Annotated in this window: 15 protein-coding genes; 5 read left to right on the forward strand and 10 right to left on the reverse strand. The window is 72.1% G+C overall.

Translation table 11 applies throughout. The features are described from left to right. Window positions 1–32 precede the first annotated feature (32 nt). From DEI81_RS05675 to DEI81_RS05685, 3 genes are read right to left on the reverse strand one after another with little or no spacing between them, the layout of a single operon-like run. Complete coding sequence (locus DEI81_RS05675; RefSeq protein WP_111009538.1) at window positions 33–1,673, reverse strand: DUF2142 domain-containing protein; 1,641 nt, start codon at window positions 1,671–1,673, stop codon at window positions 33–35. Next, complete coding sequence (locus tag DEI81_RS05680) at window positions 1,670–3,223, reverse strand: DUF2142 domain-containing protein (RefSeq protein WP_111009539.1); 1,554 nt, start codon at window positions 3,221–3,223, stop codon at window positions 1,670–1,672. Before DEI81_RS05680 ends, DEI81_RS05675 begins: the two co-directional genes overlap by 4 nt. Further along, complete coding sequence (locus DEI81_RS05685; protein WP_375334619.1) at window positions 3,213–4,142, reverse strand: glycosyltransferase family 2 protein; 930 nt, start codon at window positions 4,140–4,142, stop codon at window positions 3,213–3,215. The genes DEI81_RS05680 and DEI81_RS05685 overlap by 11 nt, the downstream gene beginning before the upstream one ends. Before the next feature lie 109 nt (window positions 4,143–4,251). Between DEI81_RS05685 and DEI81_RS05690 the strand changes: the two genes are divergently transcribed. Together DEI81_RS05690 and DEI81_RS05695 are read left to right on the forward strand one after the other, a co-directional pair. Beyond that, window positions 4,252–6,159 carry a glycosyltransferase gene (locus tag DEI81_RS05690; protein ID WP_146244023.1) on the forward strand — a complete coding sequence of 636 codons (1,908 nt, stop codon included), beginning with the start codon at window positions 4,252–4,254 and terminating at the stop codon, window positions 6,157–6,159. Further along, window positions 6,146–7,735 carry a glycosyltransferase family 39 protein gene (locus DEI81_RS05695; protein WP_111009542.1) on the forward strand — a complete coding sequence of 530 codons (1,590 nt, stop codon included), beginning with the start codon at window positions 6,146–6,148 and terminating at the stop codon, window positions 7,733–7,735. The genes DEI81_RS05690 and DEI81_RS05695 overlap by 14 nt, the downstream gene beginning before the upstream one ends. A 93-nt stretch (window positions 7,736–7,828) precedes the next feature. Here DEI81_RS05695 and DEI81_RS05700 read toward each other — a convergent pair whose 3' ends face one another. The 6 genes from DEI81_RS05700 to DEI81_RS05725 all read right to left on the reverse strand — a co-directional run bounded on the left by DEI81_RS05700 (window position 7,829) and on the right by DEI81_RS05725 (window position 15,846). Next, entirely contained in the window at window positions 7,829–8,983 is a 1,155-nt protein-coding gene (locus DEI81_RS05700) for a glycosyltransferase family 2 protein (protein WP_111009543.1), read from the reverse strand. A 48-nt stretch (window positions 8,984–9,031) separates the two neighbouring features. Then, on the reverse strand, window positions 9,032–9,898 hold the full coding sequence (locus DEI81_RS05705) for a glycosyltransferase family 2 protein (RefSeq protein WP_111009544.1): 867 nt from the start codon (window positions 9,896–9,898) through the stop codon (window positions 9,032–9,034). Further along, window positions 9,895–11,010: a glycosyltransferase family 1 protein gene (locus DEI81_RS05710; RefSeq protein ID WP_220035632.1), complete on the reverse strand. Its 1,116-nt coding sequence runs from the start codon at window positions 11,008–11,010 to the stop codon at window positions 9,895–9,897. The genes DEI81_RS05705 and DEI81_RS05710 overlap by 4 nt, the downstream gene beginning before the upstream one ends. Before the next feature lie 2 nt (window positions 11,011–11,012). Further along, window positions 11,013–12,257 (reverse strand): ABC transporter ATP-binding protein, encoded by a 1,245-nt coding sequence (locus DEI81_RS05715; RefSeq protein WP_111009545.1) that lies wholly within the window; start codon window positions 12,255–12,257, stop codon window positions 11,013–11,015. A gap of 26 nt (window positions 12,258–12,283) precedes the next feature. Beyond that, window positions 12,284–13,219 (reverse strand): ABC transporter permease, encoded by a 936-nt coding sequence (locus DEI81_RS05720; RefSeq protein WP_111009546.1) that lies wholly within the window; start codon window positions 13,217–13,219, stop codon window positions 12,284–12,286. Between the two features lie 68 nt (window positions 13,220–13,287). Further along, window positions 13,288–15,846, reverse strand: coding sequence for a glycosyltransferase (locus DEI81_RS05725; protein ID WP_220035633.1), 2,559 nt, complete (start codon window positions 15,844–15,846; stop codon window positions 13,288–13,290). 111 nt (window positions 15,847–15,957) lie between these two features. On the opposite strand from DEI81_RS05725, the gene DEI81_RS05730 reads away from it, so the two are divergent. The 3 genes from DEI81_RS05730 to DEI81_RS05740 all read left to right on the forward strand — a co-directional run bounded on the left by DEI81_RS05730 (window position 15,958) and on the right by DEI81_RS05740 (window position 20,761). Continuing rightward, on the forward strand, window positions 15,958–16,980 hold the full coding sequence (locus tag DEI81_RS05730; RefSeq protein WP_111009547.1) for a glycosyltransferase family 2 protein: 1,023 nt from the start codon (window positions 15,958–15,960) through the stop codon (window positions 16,978–16,980). A 223-nt stretch (window positions 16,981–17,203) separates the two neighbouring features. Continuing rightward, window positions 17,204–19,285, forward strand: a complete 2,082-nt coding sequence (locus DEI81_RS05735) for a hypothetical protein (RefSeq protein ID WP_111009548.1) — start codon at window positions 17,204–17,206, stop codon at window positions 19,283–19,285. A gap of 150 nt (window positions 19,286–19,435) precedes the next feature. Next, window positions 19,436–20,761, forward strand: coding sequence for a hypothetical protein (locus DEI81_RS05740; protein ID WP_111009549.1), 1,326 nt, complete (start codon window positions 19,436–19,438; stop codon window positions 20,759–20,761). Window positions 20,762–20,834: 73 nt separating this feature from the next. Here the strand turns inward: DEI81_RS05740 and DEI81_RS05745 are convergent, their stop codons facing one another. After that, window positions 20,835–22,130: an O-antigen ligase family protein gene (locus tag DEI81_RS05745; protein ID WP_146244024.1), complete on the reverse strand. Its 1,296-nt coding sequence runs from the start codon at window positions 22,128–22,130 to the stop codon at window positions 20,835–20,837. Window positions 22,131–22,182 lie beyond the last annotated feature (52 nt).

The raw sequence follows: 22,182 nt of genomic DNA on the forward strand, positions 1-22,182 counted from the left end.
GGAGCCGGGGCGTCGTCGCGTCCCGCGCTCCGTCAGTCGACGTCCGGGAGGCGGTCGGTCGCGGTCGCGGGGACCGTGGCGGTGACCGACGGGACCGGGGTGGGCGGGGCCTCCCGGCCGGTCGTGTCCGGACCGGACCCGAGCCCGCACCAGCGCCACGCGAGCACCACCGCGACGACCACCGCGACCGCCATGAGGACGCCGACCACGGCGAGGGTGTGCGACCCGAGCGGCGTCGTGTACGCGAGGTGCGCGAGCCCGGGACGCGTGATCCCGAGGTTCGTCTGCTCGTACTCGCCGCGGTAGGCGACGCTCAAGCCGTACGCACCGACGGCCGGGGCCGCGACGACGAGGACCCGGGCGGCCCGGCGACGGAGCACCGGCCGGACCACGAGCGCGGACCAGGCGACCGCACTCATCGCGATCGCCGCGACGAGTGCGACGAACAGGAACCGCCCCTGGGTGCCGCCGATCTGGTGCAGGCCACCGTAGGACCGCCAGTCGTACGCGACGACGGCGAGGAGCACGGACGCAGGCAGCGCGCCGAGTGCGACGACGGCACCGCGCTGCGGGAAACGGCGGGTGAACGACCACGCGATCGCGAGCAGCGCCACGAGCGACAGGAGGTCGGTGAGGATCGGGGTCATCGGGAACTGGAAGCCGCCGAACTCGCCCCAGAACGAGCGCGTCAGTCCGTCCCACTGCTGGTCGACGAACAGCCCCGGGTTCCGCGTCGAGCCGGGCGGCCACGGCGTGACCGGGGTGAGACCGGCGAGACCGTTCGGCAGCGGGGTGTGGAAGGCGACGAGGCAGTGCACCCACCACCAGGAGCCGAGCACCACGCCGATCGCGAGCGCCACCCCGGCGCGGGCCAGCCGTGCCCGCCAGGGGAGGGCGCGTGCGGCGAGCACGACGACGGCGACGAACAGGACCGCCGGGAGGCCCGTGGCCTTCACCGACGCCAGCACGGCGAACGTCAGCCCGAGCGCGAGTGTCGTCCACCAGCGCCGGTCACCGGTGAGGATCCGGACGCCGAACCACGTCAGCAGGCCGCCCAGGAGGAACACGGGGGCCTCGTTCGTGACGGAGGATCCGATCTGCGCGAGCTGGGGCACCGCGAACAGCGCGAACGGCGCGACCGCTGCCAGTCGCGGCGTCCGCGTGAGCCGCCGGACCGTCGCCCAGACCAGGACCGGCAGCGGCGCGACGAGGAGGGCGTCGACCAGGCGGAGCACGACGACGGCGACGTCCCACCGGAGGTCGTGGAGGTGGAGGATCCGGAGGACGACCGCCGCGGCCAGGTAGTAGGTGGGCGGGTGCTGCGACATCTGGTCCACGAGCACCGATTCGCCAGGGTGCGCCGCGAGGAGGGCACCGACGGTGGGCCGCTGGAGGGGCGGGGTCGACGCGGCGGAGTCGACCGCGGCACGTGTCGCGTTGAGGTAGTGCAGCTGCCCGGGGGCGTCCCAGTGGCCGCCGAGCGCGAGGTGCAGCACGGCGTCGACGTGGGCGGCCTCGTCCGGGGCCTGGAACATCGGGGTGACGAGCGCCCACACGACGAGCAGGAGCGCGAACGCCAGCGTGACCACCGCGACCACCACGACCTCGCGCCGGGTCACCCGGGGGCGGGGCACGACCACCGCGGTGGCCTGGAGGCGCTCGGCGGCGGTCATACCGGGACCTCCTCGCTCCGCGCCGCGCGCGTCCGCGCCGCCGCGGCTGCGGGGATCGCCCACCACGTGGTGACGGCCGCCGCGACGAGGGCGACGCCGAGGAGCACGGTGAGGACCGTCACGCCGGCGCCGCCGACGGGACTCACGCTCGCGAGCCGGTGGAGGCCGTCCTGCGTGACGAGGAACTGGTTCTTCTCCCAGAAGCCGCGGTACCCGACGGTGACGCCGTACGCGGCCACGAGCACGGCCGTCACCAGGGCCACCCGGCCGAACCGGGCGCGACCTGCGGGCGTCAGGACGGCGCGTCGCCACGCGAGCGCGCTCAACGCCACCAGGGCCACGATGCCCGGGAAGAAGTACCGGCCCTGCACGCCGCCGATGAACTGCGTGCGGTCGTAGCTCTGCCAGTTGTTGAGCAGCTGGGTCGCGACGAGGAACGCGGGGAACACCGCGAGCGCGATCACCGAGCGGAGCGCGGGGCCGCGCCGGAACCCCCACACGACGATCCCGCCGATCCCGACGATCGTGAGCAGGTCCGTCAGCACCGGGGTCATCGGGAACTGAGCGCGTCCGAAGTCACCCCAGAACGTCGGTCCGAGGCCCGTCCACTCGCTGTTGAAGAACTGGCCGAGGTTCGGCGTCGCCCCGCCGGTCCAGGGCTCGTCCGGACGGAGGGCGATGAGTCCGTTCGGCTGGAGCGCGTGGTACACGACGATGTTGTGGAGCCACCACCAGCCGCCGAGCACCCCGGCGACGGCGAGCGCGACGAGCGCCCGGAGCGCGCGCACCGCGGGACGGAGGACACCGACACCGGACCAGAACGCGGCGACGGCGACGAACGGAATCGCGGGCAGACCCGTCGCCTTCGACGCGACCGTGAGTCCGAGCGCGACCGACAGCGCCAGGAGCGTGCGGCGTCGGACGTCGCCCGTCACGACCCGGACCCCGAGCCACGTGACGAGCGCACCGGCGAGCATGACGAGCGGGTCGTTGCTCGCGGAGGCACCGATCTGTGCGACCTGTGGCACCGCGAGGACGGCTGCCCCGCCGACGAGCGCCGCGGCGGGTGAGCCCGTCAGCCGTCGGGTCGTCGCCCACGCCAGCAGGGGGAGTGCGAGCACGAGGAGGGCGTCGAACAGCCGCAGGGTGAGCACGACGAGGTCGTACCGGAGGTGCTCGTAGTGCACGAGGTGCAGGACACCGGCCGCGAGCACGTAGTACGTCGGCGGGTGCTGCGTCATCTGGTTCACGCCGGTCTCGTGCGTGTACCGGCGTTCCAGCGCGCCCCACGTCGGGCCCTGGTCGGTCGGGACGTGTCCCACGAGCGCCTGCGCCTGGACCGTCGCGCCCTCGTAGCGGAGGTGCCCGGGTGCCGCCCAGCCGTCGCCGCGCGCCACGTGCACCACGGCGTCCACGTGCGCGGCCTCGTCCGGCGTGTGGAACAGCGGGGTCAGGACCGCCCACAGCGCGAGTACCAGCCCGAACGCGACCGTCAGCGCGACGACGGCGATGCGCTCGCGACGGGTGATCGGAGGGGCGTCAATCGCCATACCGGGCGAGCTTCTGGAGGTCGAGTGTCTCCTCTTGCAACGTCCGGTTCAGGCGTGTCAGGTCGGCGACCACGCCGATCACGATCGAGAGCAGGGCCGTGATGACGAGGACGACGCCGAGGATGAGCGACTGCAGGTGGTTGCCCCCGCCGTCCACCGCCAGCAGGACGAGGTACCGGACGAACGGGATGAGCCCGCACACGGCGAGCAGCACGCTGATCCAGGCGAACAGGGCCATGGGTCGGTACATCAGGTAGACCCGGGCGATCGCGGACCCCGACTGGAACATGTGCTGCCAGATGTTGCTGAAGAGGCGGGACTCGCGGGTCTTCGGGTTCGTGGTGATCGGCACGCTGGCGATCGCGAGGCGCTTGTACCCCGCCTGGACGATGGTCTCCATGCAGTAGCTGAAGCGCGTCACGATGTTCAGCCGGATGAGCGAGTACTTGGAGTACGCGCGGAAGCCGCTCGCGGCGTCGGGCAGGTCGAGGCCGGCCGCGCGGCTGGCGACCCAGCTGCCGAACTGCTGCATGCTCTTCTTGAAGGCCGAGAAGTGCTCGATGGTGCGGGTCTGCCGGTCACCGATGACGATGTCGGCCTCGCGCCGGAGGATGGGCTGCACCAGCTCGGTGATCATGGCCTGCGGGTACTGGTTGTCGCCGTCGGTGTTCACGACGATGTCGGCGCCGTGCAGGAGCGCGTAGTCGACGCCGTCCCGGAAGGACCGCGCGAGACCCATGTTCGTCGTGTGGTGCACGAAGTGCTTGACGCCGTGTTCGCGCGCGACCTCGACGGTGCGATCGGAGCAGCCGTCGTCGATCACGAGCAGCTCGACCTCGTCGATGCCGGGGATCTCGCGGGGGATCGAATCGATCACGGACGCGATCGTGGCCTCTTCGTTGAGGGCGGGGATCTGCACGAACAGTTTCAAAATTCGGAACACCTCGGGCTCTGGACAGCGCTGTCGATCCTAGCGGAGGTCGTGAGCGGAACGGTGTCGGCGGCGCGCGGGCACTACCCTCGGACGCATGGCGCTGACCCGGGGACCAGCTCGCGTCGCTGCGGGTGTCGCTCGACGCCTGTTGGCCGGTCGTGACGTCAGCCCACCCGACGCGGGGCACGGACCCGTCGTGCTCGGCATCGCGACGGAGATCGACCAGCGCGGCGTGGACCATGCGGCGCTCCGCGCCGACGTGACCACCGTCCTCGTGCTCGCCGACGTCCGGACGTCGCTCACCGACCGCGCCGCCGCCCTCGACGCGGCCGCAGCCTCGGTCGACGCCGCGCAGGTGCTCCTGGCCACGTACGACGTCCACGCCGGACCCGCCACCGCACATCCCGTACCGCGCGTCCCGCAGGGGTGGCAGGGCGTCGACGAGCGCGTGCACGCGACGGTCGGCGGCGCCGTCGCCGCCGCGCTCCCGGCCGTGGTCGGAGCGCGTCTGCTCGTGGTCGACGCGGCGCTCGACGCCGAGCCGGAGGCGTGGGGACGCCTCCTCGACGCGCTCACGCCGGACACCGCGGTGGTCCAGGCGGTCGTGCGCACCCGCGACGACCTCGTCGCGAGCGCGGGTGCCGGGTTGATCCGTCCAGGGTGGCCCACGTGGCCGGTCCTCGAGGGGTTCCCGGTCGAGGACGTCGGCGAGGCGGGCACGGTGGTCTTCGCCGCCGACGAACCCGTCCTCGCCGTCCACACGAGCGCAGTCGGGATCCCGCCGCGCACGATCGACGCACAGGTCACGCTCGCCGCCTGGACACGTGCCGCTGCGGACGTGCACGGCGGGGCCGTGCGGGCCGTGCCGGTCGGACGCGTGTACCGGGACGCGCGCGAGACTCCGCGGCGCCTCGACACCGACGCCGAGGCGGTCGTCCGCGGGTGGGACGACCGAGCGGACGCCTGGACGCCGACGACCCTCGCCGCGCGCGGTCTCGCCATCGCACGCGTCGACGCCGGTCCTGCGGGGCGTCCCGTCGCGCTGCGCGTCCCCGTGCCGTGGCTCGTGCGGGCCGTGCACGCGACCGATCGCGCCGTCCGTCTGCGCTGGTCGCTCAAGATCGCGGCCCACGCCGGCCCCCGCGGTGACGACTGGGGCGACCTGTTCTTCGCCCAGGACCTCGCGGCCGCCCTGCGGCGAGCGGGTCAGGAGGTCGTGGTCGACGCGCGGGACCGGCACGTCCGTCCGCGCTCCGAGCACCTCGACGACGTCAGCCTCGTGCTCCGTGGACTCGACGACACCCCGGTCGTCCCCGGCGCCGTCAACGTGCTCTGGGTGATCAGTCACCCCGACCTCGTCACCGACCCGGAGCTCGCCCGGTTCGACCTGCGCTTCGCCGCGGGCGCTCGGTGGGCGGACGCCACGGCGGCCCGGACGGGACTGCCCGTCCGGACGCTGCTCCAGGCCACCGATCCCGCGCGGTTCGCACCCGGACCGTCCGATCCCGAACTCGCCAGCGACGTCCTCTTCGTGGGCAAGACCCGCGACACCGTCCGGCCGGTCGTCGCCGACGCGGTGGCGGCCGGCCTCGACCTGACGGTGTGGGGATCCGGGTGGGACGCGACACCGGTGGCGCCCCTGGTCCGCGGGGCGTTCCTCCCGAACGACCACCTGCCCGACGCCTACCGCAGCGCTCGGGTCGTGCTCAACGACCACTGGCCCGACATGGCCGACGGTGGGTTCCTGTCGAACCGGCTCTTCGACGCCGCCGCCACGGGGGCCATCGTCGTGTCGGACGACGTGCCGGGCATCCGCGAGGTCGCAGGACCGAGCGTCGTGGTCACGGCCGGCGGTCCGGACGACCTGCGGCGCGTCGTCGCGGCCGCGCAACCCGGCGACGAGATGATCCGATCGGCGCGTGCCGCGGTGTTCGCCGAACACCATTCGTTCGACCGCCGAGCCGCCGTCCTGATCGAGGAGGTCCTCCGTGTCCGCAGCTGAGTCGTGGGCCGAGGGACCCCGGAGTGCGACGCGGGAGCGACGCCGGGAGGGACGGGCGCGGCGGGACGCGCGGCTCGAGGTCGCCGGGTTGGTCGCCGCCGTGGTGTTCGTCGTGCTCGCCTCGGTCGCCCGTGCGCTGAGCAACGGGCCGCTGTCGACGGCCGACGAGACCGCGCACCTCGACTACGCCTACGAGGTGTGGCACGGTCACCTCCCGGTCTTCGAGCGCGGGATCCAGTTCCACCCCGCCTTCGGGGCCGTCCCGCCCGTGCAGTGGGTCTCGCAGCACCCGCCGCTGTTCTACGCGCTCCTCGCGCCCGTGGTCGGACCGCTCATCGACGGCAACCACCTCTACATCGCGGTGATCGCCGGCCGGTTCGAGGACGCGCTCATCGCGGGGACGACGGTGCTCGCGACGTGGTGGGCCGCGCGGCAGGTGCGTCCGGGGGACCGCGTCGTCGCGGTCGTGGCCGCGCTCGCCACCGCGTCGACCGGCATGCTCATCCTCGTCGGTGGCGCGATCTACAACGACCTCGTCAACGTCACGTTCTGCGCGCTCGCGATCGGGCTGGCGGCGCGGGCGTTGCGGACCGGCCTGACGACGCGGCTCGTCGTCGCCGCGGCGCTCGTCGGCGTGGGCGGCATGCTGAGTCGGCTCGTGTTCGCCGTCTTCCTCCTGGGCCTCGTCGTCGCCCTGTTCGTCGCGCCGACCCGTGCCGTCACCGCGCGCGGGGCGTGGGGGCGCCGGGTGCTGGCGGCCGTCGTCGTCGGTGTCGTCGCCGCGCTCGGGGCGGGGTGGTTCTACCTCCGCAATCGCGCGCTCACCGGCAACGTCGCCGGCAGCCACCCGGCCTGGGCCGCGGCGCACCTCGGTCGGCACGACCGGACCGCGTCGTCCGTCGTGACCGACAAGGGGTTCTGGGAGCAGCTGTTCGCCGTGTACCGGGCCGGCCTGCCGACGACGAGCCCGCTCACGTGGGTCCTGCTCCTCGCACCGCTCGTGCTCGCCGCGGTCGTCGGTGTCGTCGTCCTCGTCCGCACGCTGCCTGCACGCGGACGCCGCCACGGCTCCGCCGCCGCCGATGGGCAGCCGGCCGAGGTCGCCGAGGTCGCCGGGGTCGTCGGGCGGCCGCTCTGGGGTGTCCCGGCAGGGTGGTGGCTCGCGGCGATGATGGTCGCGGTCGTCGTGCTGACGGTGTTCCTCGAGGTCCGGTTCGTGATGGGCGGTGGCGCCCCGAACACGCGCTACGCGCTCCCGCTCGTCCCGGTCACCGCGATCGTCGGGGCGATCGGACTGACCGCGCTCGGGCGCATCGCGGGCACGGTCCTGACGGTGCTGTGGTCGATCTGCGCCGTCGTGGCCTACTCGAGCGCCGTCGGGCTCGTGACCCCGGTCGGCCCGGCGATCGCGCTGACCGCCACGCGTGGCGACTACGTCGTCTCGCTCGTCGTCTTCGCGTTCATGGTGGTGGCGGCCGTCGTGCTCCGCCTCCGGCGGCCGCCAGCAGTCGGCGTCGACGCGGGTTCCGAGCCCGACGTCCACGCCGACCACGGCGGACGGCCCGACGGCGCCTGAGCGTCGCGTCCGGAGTTTCCGGCGTCGCCGGAGACTCCGGCGTCTCCGGCACCTCCGCGTCGCAGCGAGGACGACCGCGTGTCAGTGCGCGTGTCAGTGCGCGCGGATGCGCGACCGGACCGACCGGGCCACGTCGCCCGCACGGTCGGCCATACGCACGACGCGCCGCGCCCGCATGCGCTGGAGCTCGGCCTCCCGGTGGTTCGCGAGCTGCTCGACGGCGTCGATCCGGAGTTGCTGGTGCTGCACCGTCGACTCGAGCAGCCGCACGTTCTCGCGGACGCGTCCAAGTTCGGTCTCGCGGCGGTCGACCTCGGCATCGCGCGCCGCCAACGCGGCTCCGACCCGGCGCAGGTCGACGAACTCGTCCTCCGGGACGACCTCGTCCTCGCCGTCGGCAAGCGGCGTCCCGCGGTCGGCGAACGAGCGGACGAGGGAGTCGTCCCGGGTGAACGGCCCCGCTTCGGCTTCCGCCTCGGTGACGTGGCGGAGCGCGTAGTAGTGGAGCAGGACGCCCTCCTGGAGGCGCCGGTAGTCACGCATCCCGTGGTGGTTCGGGCTCGGGTTGAGGTCGGGGTTCGCCTCGTACGCGCGACCGGCGATCTCGACGCGGTGCTCGTACTGCCCCCACGATCGCCAGGGGAAGTGCAGGACCTCGAGCGCGAGGTCCTCGGCGGGGGCCTCGCCCGCGGGGATGGTCACGAGGTGGTTGCCCTGGACGACGGCGACGTCCGGGTGTCCGACGTGGATCGCGTTCCCGGACGGCTGCGAGATGAGGCCCGCTGCGTGCAGTTCGGACGCGGAGCGTTCGTCGCGCCACAGGAGCCGCGACAGACCGGCGCCGTGCCGAGCGAGGGGACCGACCATGTTGACGACGGGGACGACGAACGCGTTCACCGCGGGGTCGAGCCGTTCGAACACCTCGTGGAGCGTCAGGCTGCGGTCCTTGGCGAACAGGAACTCGTCGGCGTCCGCGTTGACGACCCAGTCGGCACCGTGCAGCGTGTGCGCCTCGCGGGCCATCCGTGTCACGGTCTCGCTCTGCTGCTTCCGGTGCACCGGGTCGTGTCGCAGGTCGACCTCGGCGACGCCGGACGCCGCGAACGCCTCGAGGGCCTCGCGGGTGCCGTCGACCGATCCGTTGTCGGTGATGACGAAGACGTCCACGCCCTGTGCGAGGTGGTGGTCCAACCACGGTCGGATGACGTCCGCTTCGTCGCGGACCATGAGCGTGACTGCGAGTTTCATCGGTGGAGTCCCGGGGAGGTGTCGGGTCGGCCTGGGAGGCCGACGTGGTCAGATGGTCGAACCGTGCATCCTGCTGCGGACACCCAGGGCGAGCCTGAGCGCGACGCGCAGCGGCCACAGGTACCACCCGTGGTACTTCGAGGCGAGGAACCGGTACGCGCTCGCGTGGTGTGCGCGGCGCATCCGCTCGGACACGCCACGGGTGGAGTGCGCCCCGACGTGCGTGACGCGAGCCGCCGGCTCGTACACGTTCCGGAAGCCGGCTCTGGAGAGCCGGTAGCCGAGGTCGACGTCCTCGAAGTACATGAAGTAGCGCTCGTCGAACCCGCCGATGCGCTCGAAGGCGCTGCGGCGCACGAGCAGGCACGCCCCCGACAACCAGCCGGCGTCGCGTCGTCGGGCGCCGTCGCGGTCGCTGTGGTACCGGGCGGTCCACGGGTTCCGGGGCCAGACGTTGGCGAACAGCGCGTGGCCGAGCCCGTTCCGGAGCGACGGGACGGCGCGCGCCGACGGGTAGACGGTCCCGTCCAGTTCGACGATCGCCGGGCCGACGGCGCCGATGTCCGCTCGTTCCGAGCCGGTCGCGAGGAGGCGGTCGACGGAGCCGGGCGCGAGGACGACGTCCGGGTTCGACACGAGCACCCAGTCGACGTCCGGGGGGAGCGCGGCCACGGCGCGGTTCACCGCACTGCCGTACCCGGCGTTGGTGCCGAGTTCCAGGAACACGGCACCGCTCGCCTCCGTCGCCGCGCGGAGCCCGGCCAGGTCGTCGGACCGGTTGTCCGCGACGACGACCGGGACCCGGCCGGAGCACGACGCACCGGTCGAGGCGAGGAAGTCGGTCAGGTAGCGGCCGGAGTTGTAGCTGACGGTCACGATCCCGACGTGGGCCGTGCGTCGTTCGGTCGTCGTCATGCCGCGTAGACCTCCTCGTGCACGCGAGCGCACGCGCGCCAGGTGAAGGTCTGCGCACGCTGTCGGCCGTCGGTGGCGAGGGTGGAGCGCAGCGCCGGGTCGGCGAGCAGGCCCGCGAGACCCGCGGCGATCGCGTCCGCCGTGGGCTCCACGTACGCGACGGCGTCGCCTCCGACCTCCGGGATCGCCAGACGGCGCGTCGTCAGGACGGCGGCACCGCACGCCATGGCCTCGAGGACCGGGAGTCCGAAGCCCTCGCCGGTGCTCGGGTACGCCACGACGGTCGCGCCGCCGAGGAACGCGGCGAGATGGTCGTTGGGCAGGAAACCGAGGTGACGGAGGCGGGCGCCGGGCTGGTTCCCCGCGCGTTCGAGCAGGTCCCGAGCCGTCGGGTCCCAACCCAGGCCGCCGGAGACGACGAGCGGGGGAGCGTCCGGGAGTTCGGCGTGTGCGGCGACGAGGGCGGCGACCTGCTTCCGGGGCTCGACGGTCCCGAGGAACGCGACCCAGCCCTCGCGGGGGTCGAGGTCGTGCTCGGCCGCGAACGAGCGCACGGCCTCCGGGGTCGGCTCGTGGAACACCGCAGGGTCGACGCCGAGGTGCGCGACGACGTTGGGGACCGCGGTGTGGGGCAGGAAGCGGGCGATCTCCGCGGCCGTCGCGGCGCTCGGCGTGACCGTGGCCCGCGCGTGACGGCGGGCGAGTCGGGTCCACAGCCGGAAGAACCGGCGCTTCAGGGCCCCGTGTGCGTCGGGGTCGCTGAAGAAGGTCGCGTCGTGCAGCGTGACGACGGACCTGCGGCCAGCGGCGAGGGGGAACGTGTAGTGGGGACAGTGCAGCACCCGTGCCCGCGCCCGCAGGGCCAGGAGCGGCAGCCCGACCTGTTCCCAGAGCAGTCGGACCGGACGACGCGCCACGGCGGCGGGCGCGACCGCGTAGCGGTGCGACGGCGCCACCGATCGGAGCCACGACAGGTCGTCGGGCTTCACGACGACACCCACCGCCACGCCGTCCTCGGCCAGGCCGCGCAACAGGCCCACGATGTAGCGCGCCACGCCTCCGCGGTTCGGCGGGAGACTGGTCGCGTCGACGAGGACCGGGAGGTCGACCACCGTCAGGCGGGGATCTCGCGTGCGACGGTCGACACCCGCGTCATCCCGGCGTGACGGTCGTCGTCGGCCATGACGAACCGGGCCGCCTCGCGCAGGATCGCGATGTGCTCCCCGGTCTTCTTGGCGAGGAAGCAGTGGATGAAGTACGGGCCACCACCGAACTGGATGTCCCGGAGCCGGTACTCCACGATGGTCCGACCGTGCAACGGCTGGTGGGTGAAGCCGATCTTGCGGCTGTCCGTTCCGTACACGAGGTGGCCGTGCTGGTTCTCGATCTTGAACCCCGAGTTCCACTCCTCCAGCGGCGACGTGTGGGACACGGTCATCCGGATGACGAGGTCGTCGCCCGGCTGGAGTTCCTCGCCCGGCGCGCGGCCCGGCGCGGCGATCTCGACGCGCTCGACCTTGCCGGGCGTCGCTTCCTCGCCCGCGGCCTCGGCCTCGGCGACGCGGCGACCCTCGAGGATCTCGCGGAAGTTCTTGACGGCGTGCCGCGCGGACCCCTGGAACTTGACCTCGCCGTGGTGCAGGACGACGGCGTGGTCGCAGAGCTCCTGGACCTGTCCGAGGGAGTGGCTGACGAGGATGATCGTCCGACCCTGCTGCTGGAACTCGCGGATCTTGTCGAGGCACTTCTTCTGGAACTGCTCGTCGCCCACGGCCAGGACCTCGTCGACGAGGAGGACGTCCGGGTCGGTGTGGATCGCGACGGCGAACGCGAGCCGGACGTACATGCCCGAGCTGTAGAACTTGACCTGCGTGTCGATGAACTCGCCGATGCCGCTGAACCGGAGGATGTCGTCGAACTTCTCCTCGGCTTCCTCTTGTGTGAGACCGAGGATCGCGGCGTTGAGGAACACGTTCTCGCGGCCGGTGAGGTCCGGGTGGAAGCCCGCACCGAGTTCGATGAGCGCAGCGAGGCGCCCGCGCCGAGCGACCGACCCCGTGCTGGGCTCGAGGATGCCGCCGATCACCTTGAGCAGGGTCGACTTGCCCGATCCGTTCGGCCCGAGCAGTCCGATCGTCGTCCCGGCCGGGATGTCGAGGTTGACGTCCTTGAGGGCCCAGAAGTCCTCGCTGTGTCGGCGCCCGGCGCGACCGAGCGTGACGATCCGTTCCTTGAGGGAGTTGTCCTTCCGGATGACGAAGCGCTTCGAGACGTTCCGGATGCTGACGACGGTCGGGGCGTCCTCGAACACGGCGTCCTCGGTCTCGCTCGGGGCGATGAGGTCGTTGTCGATCGACATGTGATGCCTTTCTCGGTCCCGAGGACTCAGATCTCCTGTGCGAAGTTCCCCTGCAGTCGGGCGAACGCCCGCTGGCAGAAGAAGAGCGCGACGAGTCCCACGACACCGGCGATCACCAGGCGGAGGAGCATGTGGTCCGGGTACTGCTCGGGACCGCCGGCGGTCCAGAAGGCGCGGTGGAAGCCGAGGATGGCGAGCGTGACGGGGTTGTTCTCGTAGATCGGCAGGATCCAGCTGATCCCCGCGGCGATCGCCCGGTCGTGCACCATCTGCCACGAGTAGACGATCGGGGACGCCCACATGAAGAGCATCATCAGGACCTCGACCAGGTAGGCCATGTCCCGCAGGTACACGTTGAGTGCCGAGAACAGCAGGCCGATGGCGGTGGCCCAGATCAGGATCACGAGCGTGGCGGGGAAGAAGAACAGGATCCCCTCGTTCATCGGGAAGGACCGGAACGCGGCCGTCGCGATGAGCAGGATCACCATCTGGATCCCGAAGTTGAACAGCGCGCCGCCCACCGCGGAGAGCGGGTAGATCTCGCGCGGGACGTAGACCTTCTTGAGGAGGCCCGCGTTCGCGACGACGGAGCCGGTCGCGCCGGACACGATCTCGCTGAACAGCCCGTACAGGGTCAGCCCGGCGAACACGTAGATGGCGAACTCGGGGATCGCCCGGGACGAGCCAAGGATCTTGCCGAGGATCAGCCAGTAGATCCCCAGCTGGACGAGCGGCCGGATGAGTGACCAGGCGAACCCGAGTGCACTGTCCTTGTAGCGGGACTTCAGGTCGCGGCGGATCAGGAGGTCCAGGAGCTGGCGCTGACCGTGGATCTCGCGCACCGACCCCCAGGTACCCCCGGCGGTCCGGCCCGCGGGCACCAGCTGCTCCGTGCGGAGACGGGCGAACCGGTCGGCGACGGTCCGGTCGGCGACGGTCCGGTCGGCGATGGTCGTGCTCATGTGTACCTCACTCGTCGGACGAACAGGAAACTATACCTCGCGCCGATCCGGCCGGCACCGCCACGCACTCAGCGTCCGTACTTGCTCGCGCGCATCGTCGAGACACGGTTGCGCACCTTGCCCGCGAGTTCCTGGACGCCGCCGTCGGTCAGGTAGTGCCTCGCGAGCATGACGTCGCGACGGAGCCCGTGCCGGCTGTTCGCGATCTCGTGGAACCGCTGCTCGCGCGACTTGCCGATCTGCGGGATGACGACGCCTCCGCCCGTGCGCTCCCGTTCGACAGCGGCGTTCGCGCGGTCGGGAGCCGGGTACGGGTCGTGCGCGAACTCGATGAGCGGCGCGAGCGCCTTCTCCCAGGTGAAGTCCGCACGGACCCGGGCGACCTGTGCTCGGGCCTCGGCGATGGCGGCCTCGTCGTAGAGCATCGCCTCGAGTGCGTCGGCGAGGGCGTCGACGTCACGCTCCGGGACGGAGACGCCCATGCCCTCGGCGGCCACGAGGTCGCCGAAGCTGTCGCCCTCGGTGGTGACGATCGGCAGGTTCGCCCACATGTAGTCGAGGATCCGGGTGCGGAACGAGAACGTCGTCTCGACGTGCGCGAAGTGCGTCGAGACGCCGGCGTCGGCCTCGAGCAGGTAGTTCTGGCGGTCGTCGAGCGCGACCCACTGCTCGTTGAAGAACACGTGCTTGTTCGTCAGCCCGAGCTTCTCGCTGATCTCGCGGGTCTTCGCCACGATGGCCATCTCGGGCACGTCGGGGTTCGGGTGCGCGACACCGAGGAAGAACAGGCGGATGTCGTCGTGGCGCTCGGCGACCTTCGCGACGGCCTCGACCAGGGTCGGGGTGTCGAACCAGTTGTAGATGCCGCCACCCCAGATGACGACCTTGTCGTCCTCGCCGATGCCGGGCACGACACCGCGGATCGCCTTGCGGGTGTGCTGCGGCGGCGTCGAGTCCATGCCGAACGGTGCGATCGCGATGAGGGACTTCAGGTTCTCGTCCTGCGCGTAGGTGTCGGGGTTCACGCGACCCACGGCCGCGAGCTGCCCGATCCAGAACAACCGCTGTCGCTCCGAGGCGCACAGGAAGAAGTCGCCGCGCTGGAGCTGCTCGTTGACGACCTCGGTGGTCACGAGGACCTGGTTCCGCCACGCGGCGTCGCCCATCTCGCGTCCCTGCTCGAGCTGCTCGAGGTGCATCGGGTCGTAGAGGTCGACGACCATGATCTTGTTCGAGGCCTGCAGCGTCAGGAAGTGCCGCAGTGCGAAGCCCTGGAAGAAGATGACGTCGGCCCACTCCTCGTGCACCTTCATCGCGCGCTCGTCCTGCAGACGGACGCGGTGCACCTCGAACTGGTCCGAGGCCCGGTTGGCGACGTTCCAGGTGACGAGGCGGACGTCGTTGTGCTCGCTCAGCGCCTCGGCGATCTTCCACGCCCGCATGCCCGGCCCGGCCATCTTCTCGCCGAGGGCGTCGCCCGTGATGATGAGGACGCGCTTGCGCATCATCGGCCGGTTCACCTGGAACGCGTCCTGGATGGCGGTGAAGCCCTCGAGGTAGTAGTCGTTGCCGAACAGCGGGTGGAAGATGTTCCCGAAGAGCCGGAAGACCTCTTTGTCGGTCTTCACCCGACGGGACTGCACCTCGGCCCGGCTCTGCCGGAGCTTCGGCAGGTCGGCCACGAACTGGTCGACCGCGAACAGACCGGCCACGGTGTCCTTCGACACCGGTGTGGTCGGCTCGTGCTCGTCCGGTGCCCCGGTGAAGCGGCGGAGGTCGTACGACTCGCTGTCGAGCTCGCCCTTGGCGACGGCGCGACGGGCGAGGAGGGCGAGGGCCGCGGGGAGGATCGTGCCGAGGCTGGCGTCGTCGAGGTTCTTGTAGAGCATGTGCAGCGCGTTGCGCTCGAGCAGGTACATCTCGCGGTACTCGCCGAAGCTCTTCATCGAGCCGTGGTGCTTGTGGTACACGATCGAGTTCGGCGCGAAGCGGACGCGGTAGCCGTACAGGTTCAGCCGCCACCCGAGGTCGACGTCGTCGTAGAACATGAACAGGTCCTCGTCGAACCCGCCGATCTCGAGGAACAGTGCCCGGCGCACGAAGAGCGCCGACCCCGTGCCGAAGAGGATGTCCTTCTCGCGGTCGAACCGGCCGTCGTCGGGCTCGGTCGTGTGGTTCTTGTAGCCCATGCCGAACCAGGTCAGCCCGGCCTCGACGAAGTCGATCGCCGTGCCGTCCCAGTCGAGGACCTTGCTGGCGACCGCGCCGATGCGGGGGCTCGCGGCGAACGCGGCGAGCCCTTCGCGGATCCACTGGGGGTCCGGCTTGGCGTCGTTGTTGAGGAACGCCACGAACTCGCCGGTCGCCGTGCGGGCGCCGAGGTTGCTGCCGCCGGTGAACCCGAGGTTCTCGTCGGACACGACGAGCTTGACGTTCGCCTGGTCGCCGAGGGCCGCCCGGAGGCGGGTCGCACTGTCGTCGCCGGAGCCGTTCTCGACGACGACGATCTCGAGCTGGCGTGCGGGCCAGTCGACCTCGTTCAACCGCGCGACGCACTCCAGGGTGTCGTCCGTGCCGCGGAAGTTGATGATGACGACGGACACGGTGCCCGTGGTGGTGACGGTCAAGACGGGATCTCCAGATGTCGACGGCGGTCGTGGCGCACTGGCCGTGGCGAGTATAGCCAGCCCCCCGGCGCGGGACCGTGGAGACCGCCGGTGGTGCGGGATGATGGTCGGATGCTCGTCTCGGTCGTCGTCGTCGACTGGCACCGCGCCGACCTGACCGTGCGCGCGGTGGAGTCCGTCCTCGCGCAGCGCAGCGAGCACGACGTCGAGGTGGTGCTCGTCGTCAACGAGGCCCGCGACGCCGACGTCGCCCGCTTCCGTCGCGACCTGCCGCGGGTGGTCGTCGTGCCGATCGACCGGAACAGCGGTTTCGCGGGCGGGGTGACCGCCGGGATCGCGGCCGCACGGGGAACGGTCGTGGCCCTGCTCAACAACGACGCGGTCGCCGACGACGGCTTCCTGGCACACGGCGTGGCCGCGCTCGAGGCGGCCGGACCCCGTACCGCCGCGGTCGCCGCGACCGCCCTGCTCGAGGGCACCTTCCGCCCGGACCCGGACGGCCGCGACCCCGACGACCTCGTCGCGCCCGACGGGGCACGCTGGCGGCGCTCGGAGGGCGGCGTCCACCTCGTCAACGGCACGGGCGTCGTGCTGTCCCGGAGCGGCAACGGCCGCGACCGCGACTGGCTCGCCCCGATCGAGGGGCCGCGTGAGACGACCCCCGTGTTCGGGTTCAGCGGCGGCGCCGCGTTCATCCGTCGCGAGGCGCTCGACCAGGTGGGCGGGTTCGATCCGCACCTCTTCATGTACTACGAGGACGTCGACGTGTCGTGGCGGCTGCGCCTGACAGGGTGGGACATCGGGCACGCGCCGCACGCCGTGGTGGTCCATCGGCACGCGGCGAGCTCGGGCAGCGACTCACCTCTGGTCCGCTACCAGAGCATCCGGAACCGGCTCGCGGTCGTCCTGCGCAACGCGACGGCCGGCACGACGCTGCGGGTGGTGCTCCGGACCACGGTGCGCGCCCTCCTCGACCTCGCGCGCCCCGACCGCGCACAGCTCACGCCCGCGCAGTGGCGGCGTCTCGTCCGGGAGGCCCCGGGCCTGGTCCGCCATGCCCGTCGCGCCCGTCGCGGCGACGGTGCCACCCGTGCGGACCGTCGGCGGGTCGAGGAGCTCCTCGAGGCGGACTGAGCACACCCTCCCGCCGCAGCGGCCTCGGGGAGGTGTGTCGAGCCTCCCGGCCGTTCCGTCGTGCCGCCCGTTCGGGGGACGGATCGGGGGCTGTGTGACTGGAGTGGTTCCCGTAGCCTGAGTGACCCTGAGGACCTGATGTGGTCATGCGACCTCATCCGATGATCGCCGCGCCCGCGGACCGGACCAGCACCGACGCCACGGCGAAGAGGAGACCGACGACGTGAACAAGCTCCTGGCGACGGTCTTGGCGGTGCTCGCCCTGGCCACCGTGCTCGTCGGGTTCCAGGTCGCACCGCGCTCGCCCGGGGAGGAAGCCGCCCGCGCGCTCAGCGGGTCGTCGTTCCAGGCGGGGAACATCATCTCGGACGCCAACTTCTTCGACGGGGACGCGATGTCCGCGTCGGCGGTCCAGTCGTTCCTCGACGACCAGATCGGCACGTGCAAGTCGACCTCGTGCCTCAACGTCGGCACGTCGTCGCTGAACGCGCACGCCGCCGACCCCATGTGCGGGGCGGTCACCGGCGGATCGGGCCTGAGCGCGGCGACGATCATCACCCGGGTGGCGGTCGCGTGCGGCATCAGCCCCAAGGTGATCCTCGTGACCCTGCAGAAGGAGCAGGGACTCGTGTCGGGCAGCACCGCACAGAAGCCCTCGTCGGGCGTGCTCTCGCGGGCCATGGGCTACGCCTGCCCGGACACGACGAACGGCGCCTGCGACCCGGCGTACTCGGGGGTCGGCAACCAGGTGTACTGGGCCGCCTGGCAGTGGAAGCGGTACGCGAACCCCGCCGGCACGAGCAAGTACTTCACCTGGTACGCACCCGGCACGACCGCCGCGGTGCAGTACGACGTCCCGACCTCGTGCGGCACCAAGTCGGTCACGATCACCGACCAGGCGACCGCCGACCTCTACTACTACACGCCGTACACGCCGAACGCGGCGGCGCTGGCGAACCTCTACGGCACCGGGGACGCGTGCTCGGCGTACGGCAACCGGAACTTCTGGCGCCTGTACAACGACTGGTTCGGCGACCCGACGGCCGGCGCGGCGTCGCCGGTCGGGTCGTTCGACGGGGCGACCGGCGGGTTCGACGAGCTGAGCGTCCGAGGCTGGGCGATGGACGGCGACGTCGACGACCCGATCCGGGTCCGGGTCACGGTGGACGGTGGCAGCCCCACGACGATGACGGCCGACCAGACGCGCGCGGACGTCGGCAGGGCCTACCCGGGCCGGGGTTCGGACCACGGTTTCTCCGGGACGCTCGCCGCCGCCGCGGGGAGTCACCAGGTGTGCGTGACCGCGGTCGGCGTGGGCAGCGGCCAGACGACGGCGCTCGGGTGCCGGACGCTGACCGTGACGAGCGCGTCCCCGATCGGGGCGGTGGACCAGGCGCAGGCGTCGCCGGGCGGCATCCGCGTCCGCGGGTGGACGCTCGATCCCCAGACGTCGGACTCCATCCGCGTGGCCGTCTACGTCGACCACACGCACACGACCACCCTCGCGTCCGGCGCGCGCTCCGACGTCGGTCGCGCCTCCGGGCTCGGGTCCGCGCACGGGTTCGACGAGACGCTCCCGGCGACCGCCGGCACCCACACCGTGTGCGTCTACGGCATCAACGTCGACGAGGGCTCGAACGCGCTCATCGGGTCGTGCAGCACCGTGCACGTCCCGGGCTCGAGCCCGACGGGGTCGCTCGACGGCGTGACCACCACGACGAACTCGGTCGCGGTGGCGGGCTGGGCCCTCGACGGGGACACCACCGGTCCGGTGGCCGTCACGGTGACCGTCGACGGGAAGGCGCAGCGGGTGACAGCCTCCGCGTCACGCTCGGACGTCGCGCGGCTCTACCCGGTGTACGGGGCCGCACACGGGTTCTCGACCTCGCTGCCGGCCGGCAACGGGTCGCACACGGTCTGCGTGACCGCCGTGAACACGGGCGCCGGATCGGACACCAGCCTCGGCTGTCGGACCGTCTCGGTCGTCAACCAGGCCCCGAAGGGGAGCCTCGACCAGGCCGCGGCGGTGACCGGCGGCGTCCACGTCCGTGGGTGGACGTTCGACCCGGACGCACCGACGACGTCGATCGCGGTCCACGTGTACGTCGACACCCGCGCGACCGCGCTGACCGCGTCGACCAGCCGACCGGACGTCGCCCGCTCCTTCAGCGGGATCGGCACGGCGCACGGGTTCGACGCCACGGTCCCGGCCGCGAAGGGCAGCCACCGGGTGTGCGTCTACGCGATCGACGCGACCGGCGGCAGCAACCCGACGCTCGGCTGCAGCACCGTCACCGTCCGCTGACCGCGGCGTGCGCGGGTGCGGCCGCGGGAGACCGGCCCGCCCCACGCGGGTGAGGCCGCGGGAGACGCTCGCCCCACGCGGGTGAGGCCGCCGGACACGCTCGCCGTGCCGTGGCGACGGAGCGGGTGAGCGGTCTGGCATGATCGTGCGGTGCTCAGGAACCGGACGGTCCACCCTGTCGTCGTCGCGATCGGCGCCGTGGCGCTGTGGGCGGTCGGCACGCTCGTCGCGTGGTTCCGGCTCACTCCCGAGAGCCGGGGGACGCTCTGGGCCGAGGACGGCCGCTTCTTCCTGCAGGATCTGTTCACCCACGGCACCGTCGGGTCGCTCCTCGTGCCCTACCAGGGGTACCTGCACGTCGTCCCGCGGGCCGTGATCGCCCTCGCGGAGCACGTGGCGTCACCCGGCCGCTTCGCCGAGGTCGACACGGCCCTCTGCTGTGCCGTCGCCGCGGCCGCGGGCGCGGGCGTGTTCGTCCTGTCCGGCGCCGTCGTCCGGTCCTGGGTGGCTCGGGTGCTCCTCGGTCTCGTGCCCGTGCTGCTCCCGCTGGCCCCGATCGAGATCTCCGGCAACGCCGCCAACATCCACTCGTACCTCCTGTTCCTCGCCCCGTGGGTGTTCGGGGTCGTCGTCCGGTCGTGGTGGCACTCCGGCGTGCTGGCGGTCGTCGCGGTGCTCATCGGTCTCTCGGAGATCCAGTCGATCGCGTTCCTGCCCGTGCTCCTCGTCGGGATCCGCTCACGTCGCAAGTGGCCCGTCGTCGCCGGTGCCGTCATCGGCACCGGTGCACAGGTCCTGACGACGCTGTCCAACGCGCGGACCGCCTCGGAGCACGTGCCCGTCTCGGTGGCCGACATGGTCGTCGGCTACCTCCTCGAGGTCGTCGGCGGCGCCGCGACGTGGAACATCGCGGACGTCGGGACGGAGGCGGCGATCCACGGGTTCGTGGTCCTCGTCGTGCCGGCGCTGCTCGTCCTCGCCCTGCTCGTGCTCGGCGTGGTGCTCGGCGGCTGGTGGCAGCGCGGCGCGATCGTCGTGCTGCTGTACGGCTCGCTCCTCGTCTGGGCGGGGTCGGTGTACCTCAACGCCAACACGGTCTACGAGTACGCGGAGTACACGACCGCGCAGCTGCGGACCGTCTGGACGATCCGCTACGGTGCGCCGAGTTCGATGTTCCTGCTCGCCGCGGTCCTCGTCGCCGCCGACGTCCTCGCGGCCCGCGCGGTCGCGGCACGGCGTCGGGTGTTGCGGGTCGGCCTCCTCGCCGTGGCCGGAGTCGTCGCCGCCGCGGTGGCCGTGGCGTTCGCCCTGAACGCGCCCGTCGACGGCCAGAAGCGCGAGGCCGGGCCGCTGTGGTCGGACCAGGTGACGGCGTGGACCGCGGAGTGCGACGTCCGACCCGCGCAGCCGGCACGACTCCTCGAGGCCCCGACCGGGTGGGTGGCCGCAGTGCCGTGCACCTGGCTGGAGCACTAGCCCACGGCGGGTGCACCCACGGCGCGTGCACCCACGCACCGGCGGACGCCGCGGGGGCACCGGTGCACGGGCTTCAGGGGCGCCGGAGGCGTGAGCGCCAGGACCGGCGTCGCGCGGTGATCACGAGCACGGTGACGAACATCATCAACCCCGCGCCGTGGAGCAGGTAGCTCTCGGCCGCACTCGTCACGCCGATGAGGACGAGCACGACGGCGGGCCACACGTAGGCGACCCCGGGGAACGTCGTGGCGGTGACCCAGGCACGCGCGAACGCCAGTCCGGCGGTCGCGACGAGGACGAGCATGCCCGCGAGCCCGATCTGGAACCAGGCGTCGACGAGGGCGTTGAGGCCGGAACCGAACGGGCGACCCGACTCGGTCAGCAGCGTGTCGAACGGGAACACGTCGGTCGGCCAGGTGCCCACCCAGCCCCAGCCCTGGATCGGGTACGCCTCGATGAGGATCCGGATCCGCGACCAGAGGGCGATGCGGGTGGCGGTGCCCTCGGCCGCTCCGATCCCGCGGAGCAACGGGTGACGCAGCGCGAACCCCGTGACGACGGCGGCGAGGAGGAGCACGCCGAGCGCCGCGTTGATGCCGGGACGGCGGGGGAGCGGTGCCCGGCGGAGCGCGACGATCGCGAGCGCCGCCACCGCGAGTGCGATCATGGCGATGCCCGTGATCGGGGACTGGACGAGCATGAGCGTGATGAGGGCGAGCGCGGCCGACGCGATGCCCCGCCACCGGGTGACGCTGTGCGTGAGGATCTCCATGACGAACGTCACGAGCGCCATGCCCGCGATGAACCCCATGAAGTTCCGGGTGCCGCCGACGCCCTGGATCGGGCCGCCGTAGGCGATGTCGCCGGTGATCCCGAGCGCCGGGATCGGGACGTCGAGCACGAGGCCGCTCAGGACCTCGAGCCCGAGTGACGTCACGACGAGGATCCGGAGCGCGTCGCCCGAGGCGCGCACCACCTGCACGAGGTCGCGTCCGAGCGCCAGGTACAGCCCGAGGGACACGAACCCGATCGTGGACGCGAACCCGCGCAGGGACGACCAGGAGTACGTGCTCCACAGGACGCTGAGCGCCATGTACCCGACGAGGCCGAGCAGGCTCAACGGGAGCACGCCGTGCCAGTCGATCCGGTAGCGCTGCCCGAGCAGGCTGAGACCGGCCAGGACCACCAGGGACACGAGGACCGCACCGGTGCCGGCCGCGCCGACGAGCACGTGCACGGTCGGGGACCCGAACGCGAACACCACGATCACGGTCGCGAGCGCCTGCGAGAACCGGCCGCCGGCGGAGAACCCGATCCACGCGGACACGTACCGGCGCGCCAGGACACGGCGTCCGGGTGCTGAGCTCACGGACCAATCATCTCGTACCCGGAGCGCCGCGGCCCGGACCACGCGGCACGGC

The sequence above is a fragment of the Curtobacterium sp. MCBD17_013 genome, from assembly GCF_003234565.1.
Classification (GTDB): Bacteria; Actinomycetota; Actinomycetes; order Actinomycetales; family Microbacteriaceae; genus Curtobacterium.

Bases quoted from the DNA above. Each gene is read 5' to 3' on its own strand.
- DEI81_RS05715 (WP_111009545.1), bottom strand. From the start codon at position 12,257: ATGTCGATCGACAACGACCTCATCGCCCCGAGCGAGACCGAGGACGCC.
- DEI81_RS05675 (WP_111009538.1), bottom strand. From the start codon at position 1,673: ATGACCGCCGCCGAGCGCCTCCAGGCCACCGCGGTGGTCGTGCCCCGC.
- DEI81_RS05705 (WP_111009544.1), bottom strand. From the start codon at position 9,898: ATGACGACGACCGAACGACGCACGGCCCACGTCGGGATCGTGACCGTC.
- DEI81_RS05730 (WP_111009547.1), top strand. From the start codon at position 15,958: ATGCTCGTCTCGGTCGTCGTCGTCGACTGGCACCGCGCCGACCTGACC.
- DEI81_RS05680 (WP_111009539.1), bottom strand. From the start codon at position 3,223: ATGGCGATTGACGCCCCTCCGATCACCCGTCGCGAGCGCATCGCCGTC.
- DEI81_RS05690 (WP_146244023.1), top strand. From the start codon at position 4,252: ATGGCGCTGACCCGGGGACCAGCTCGCGTCGCTGCGGGTGTCGCTCGA.
- DEI81_RS05700 (WP_111009543.1), bottom strand. From the start codon at position 8,983: ATGAAACTCGCAGTCACGCTCATGGTCCGCGACGAAGCGGACGTCATC.
- DEI81_RS05720 (WP_111009546.1), bottom strand. From the start codon at position 13,219: ATGAGCACGACCATCGCCGACCGGACCGTCGCCGACCGGACCGTCGCC.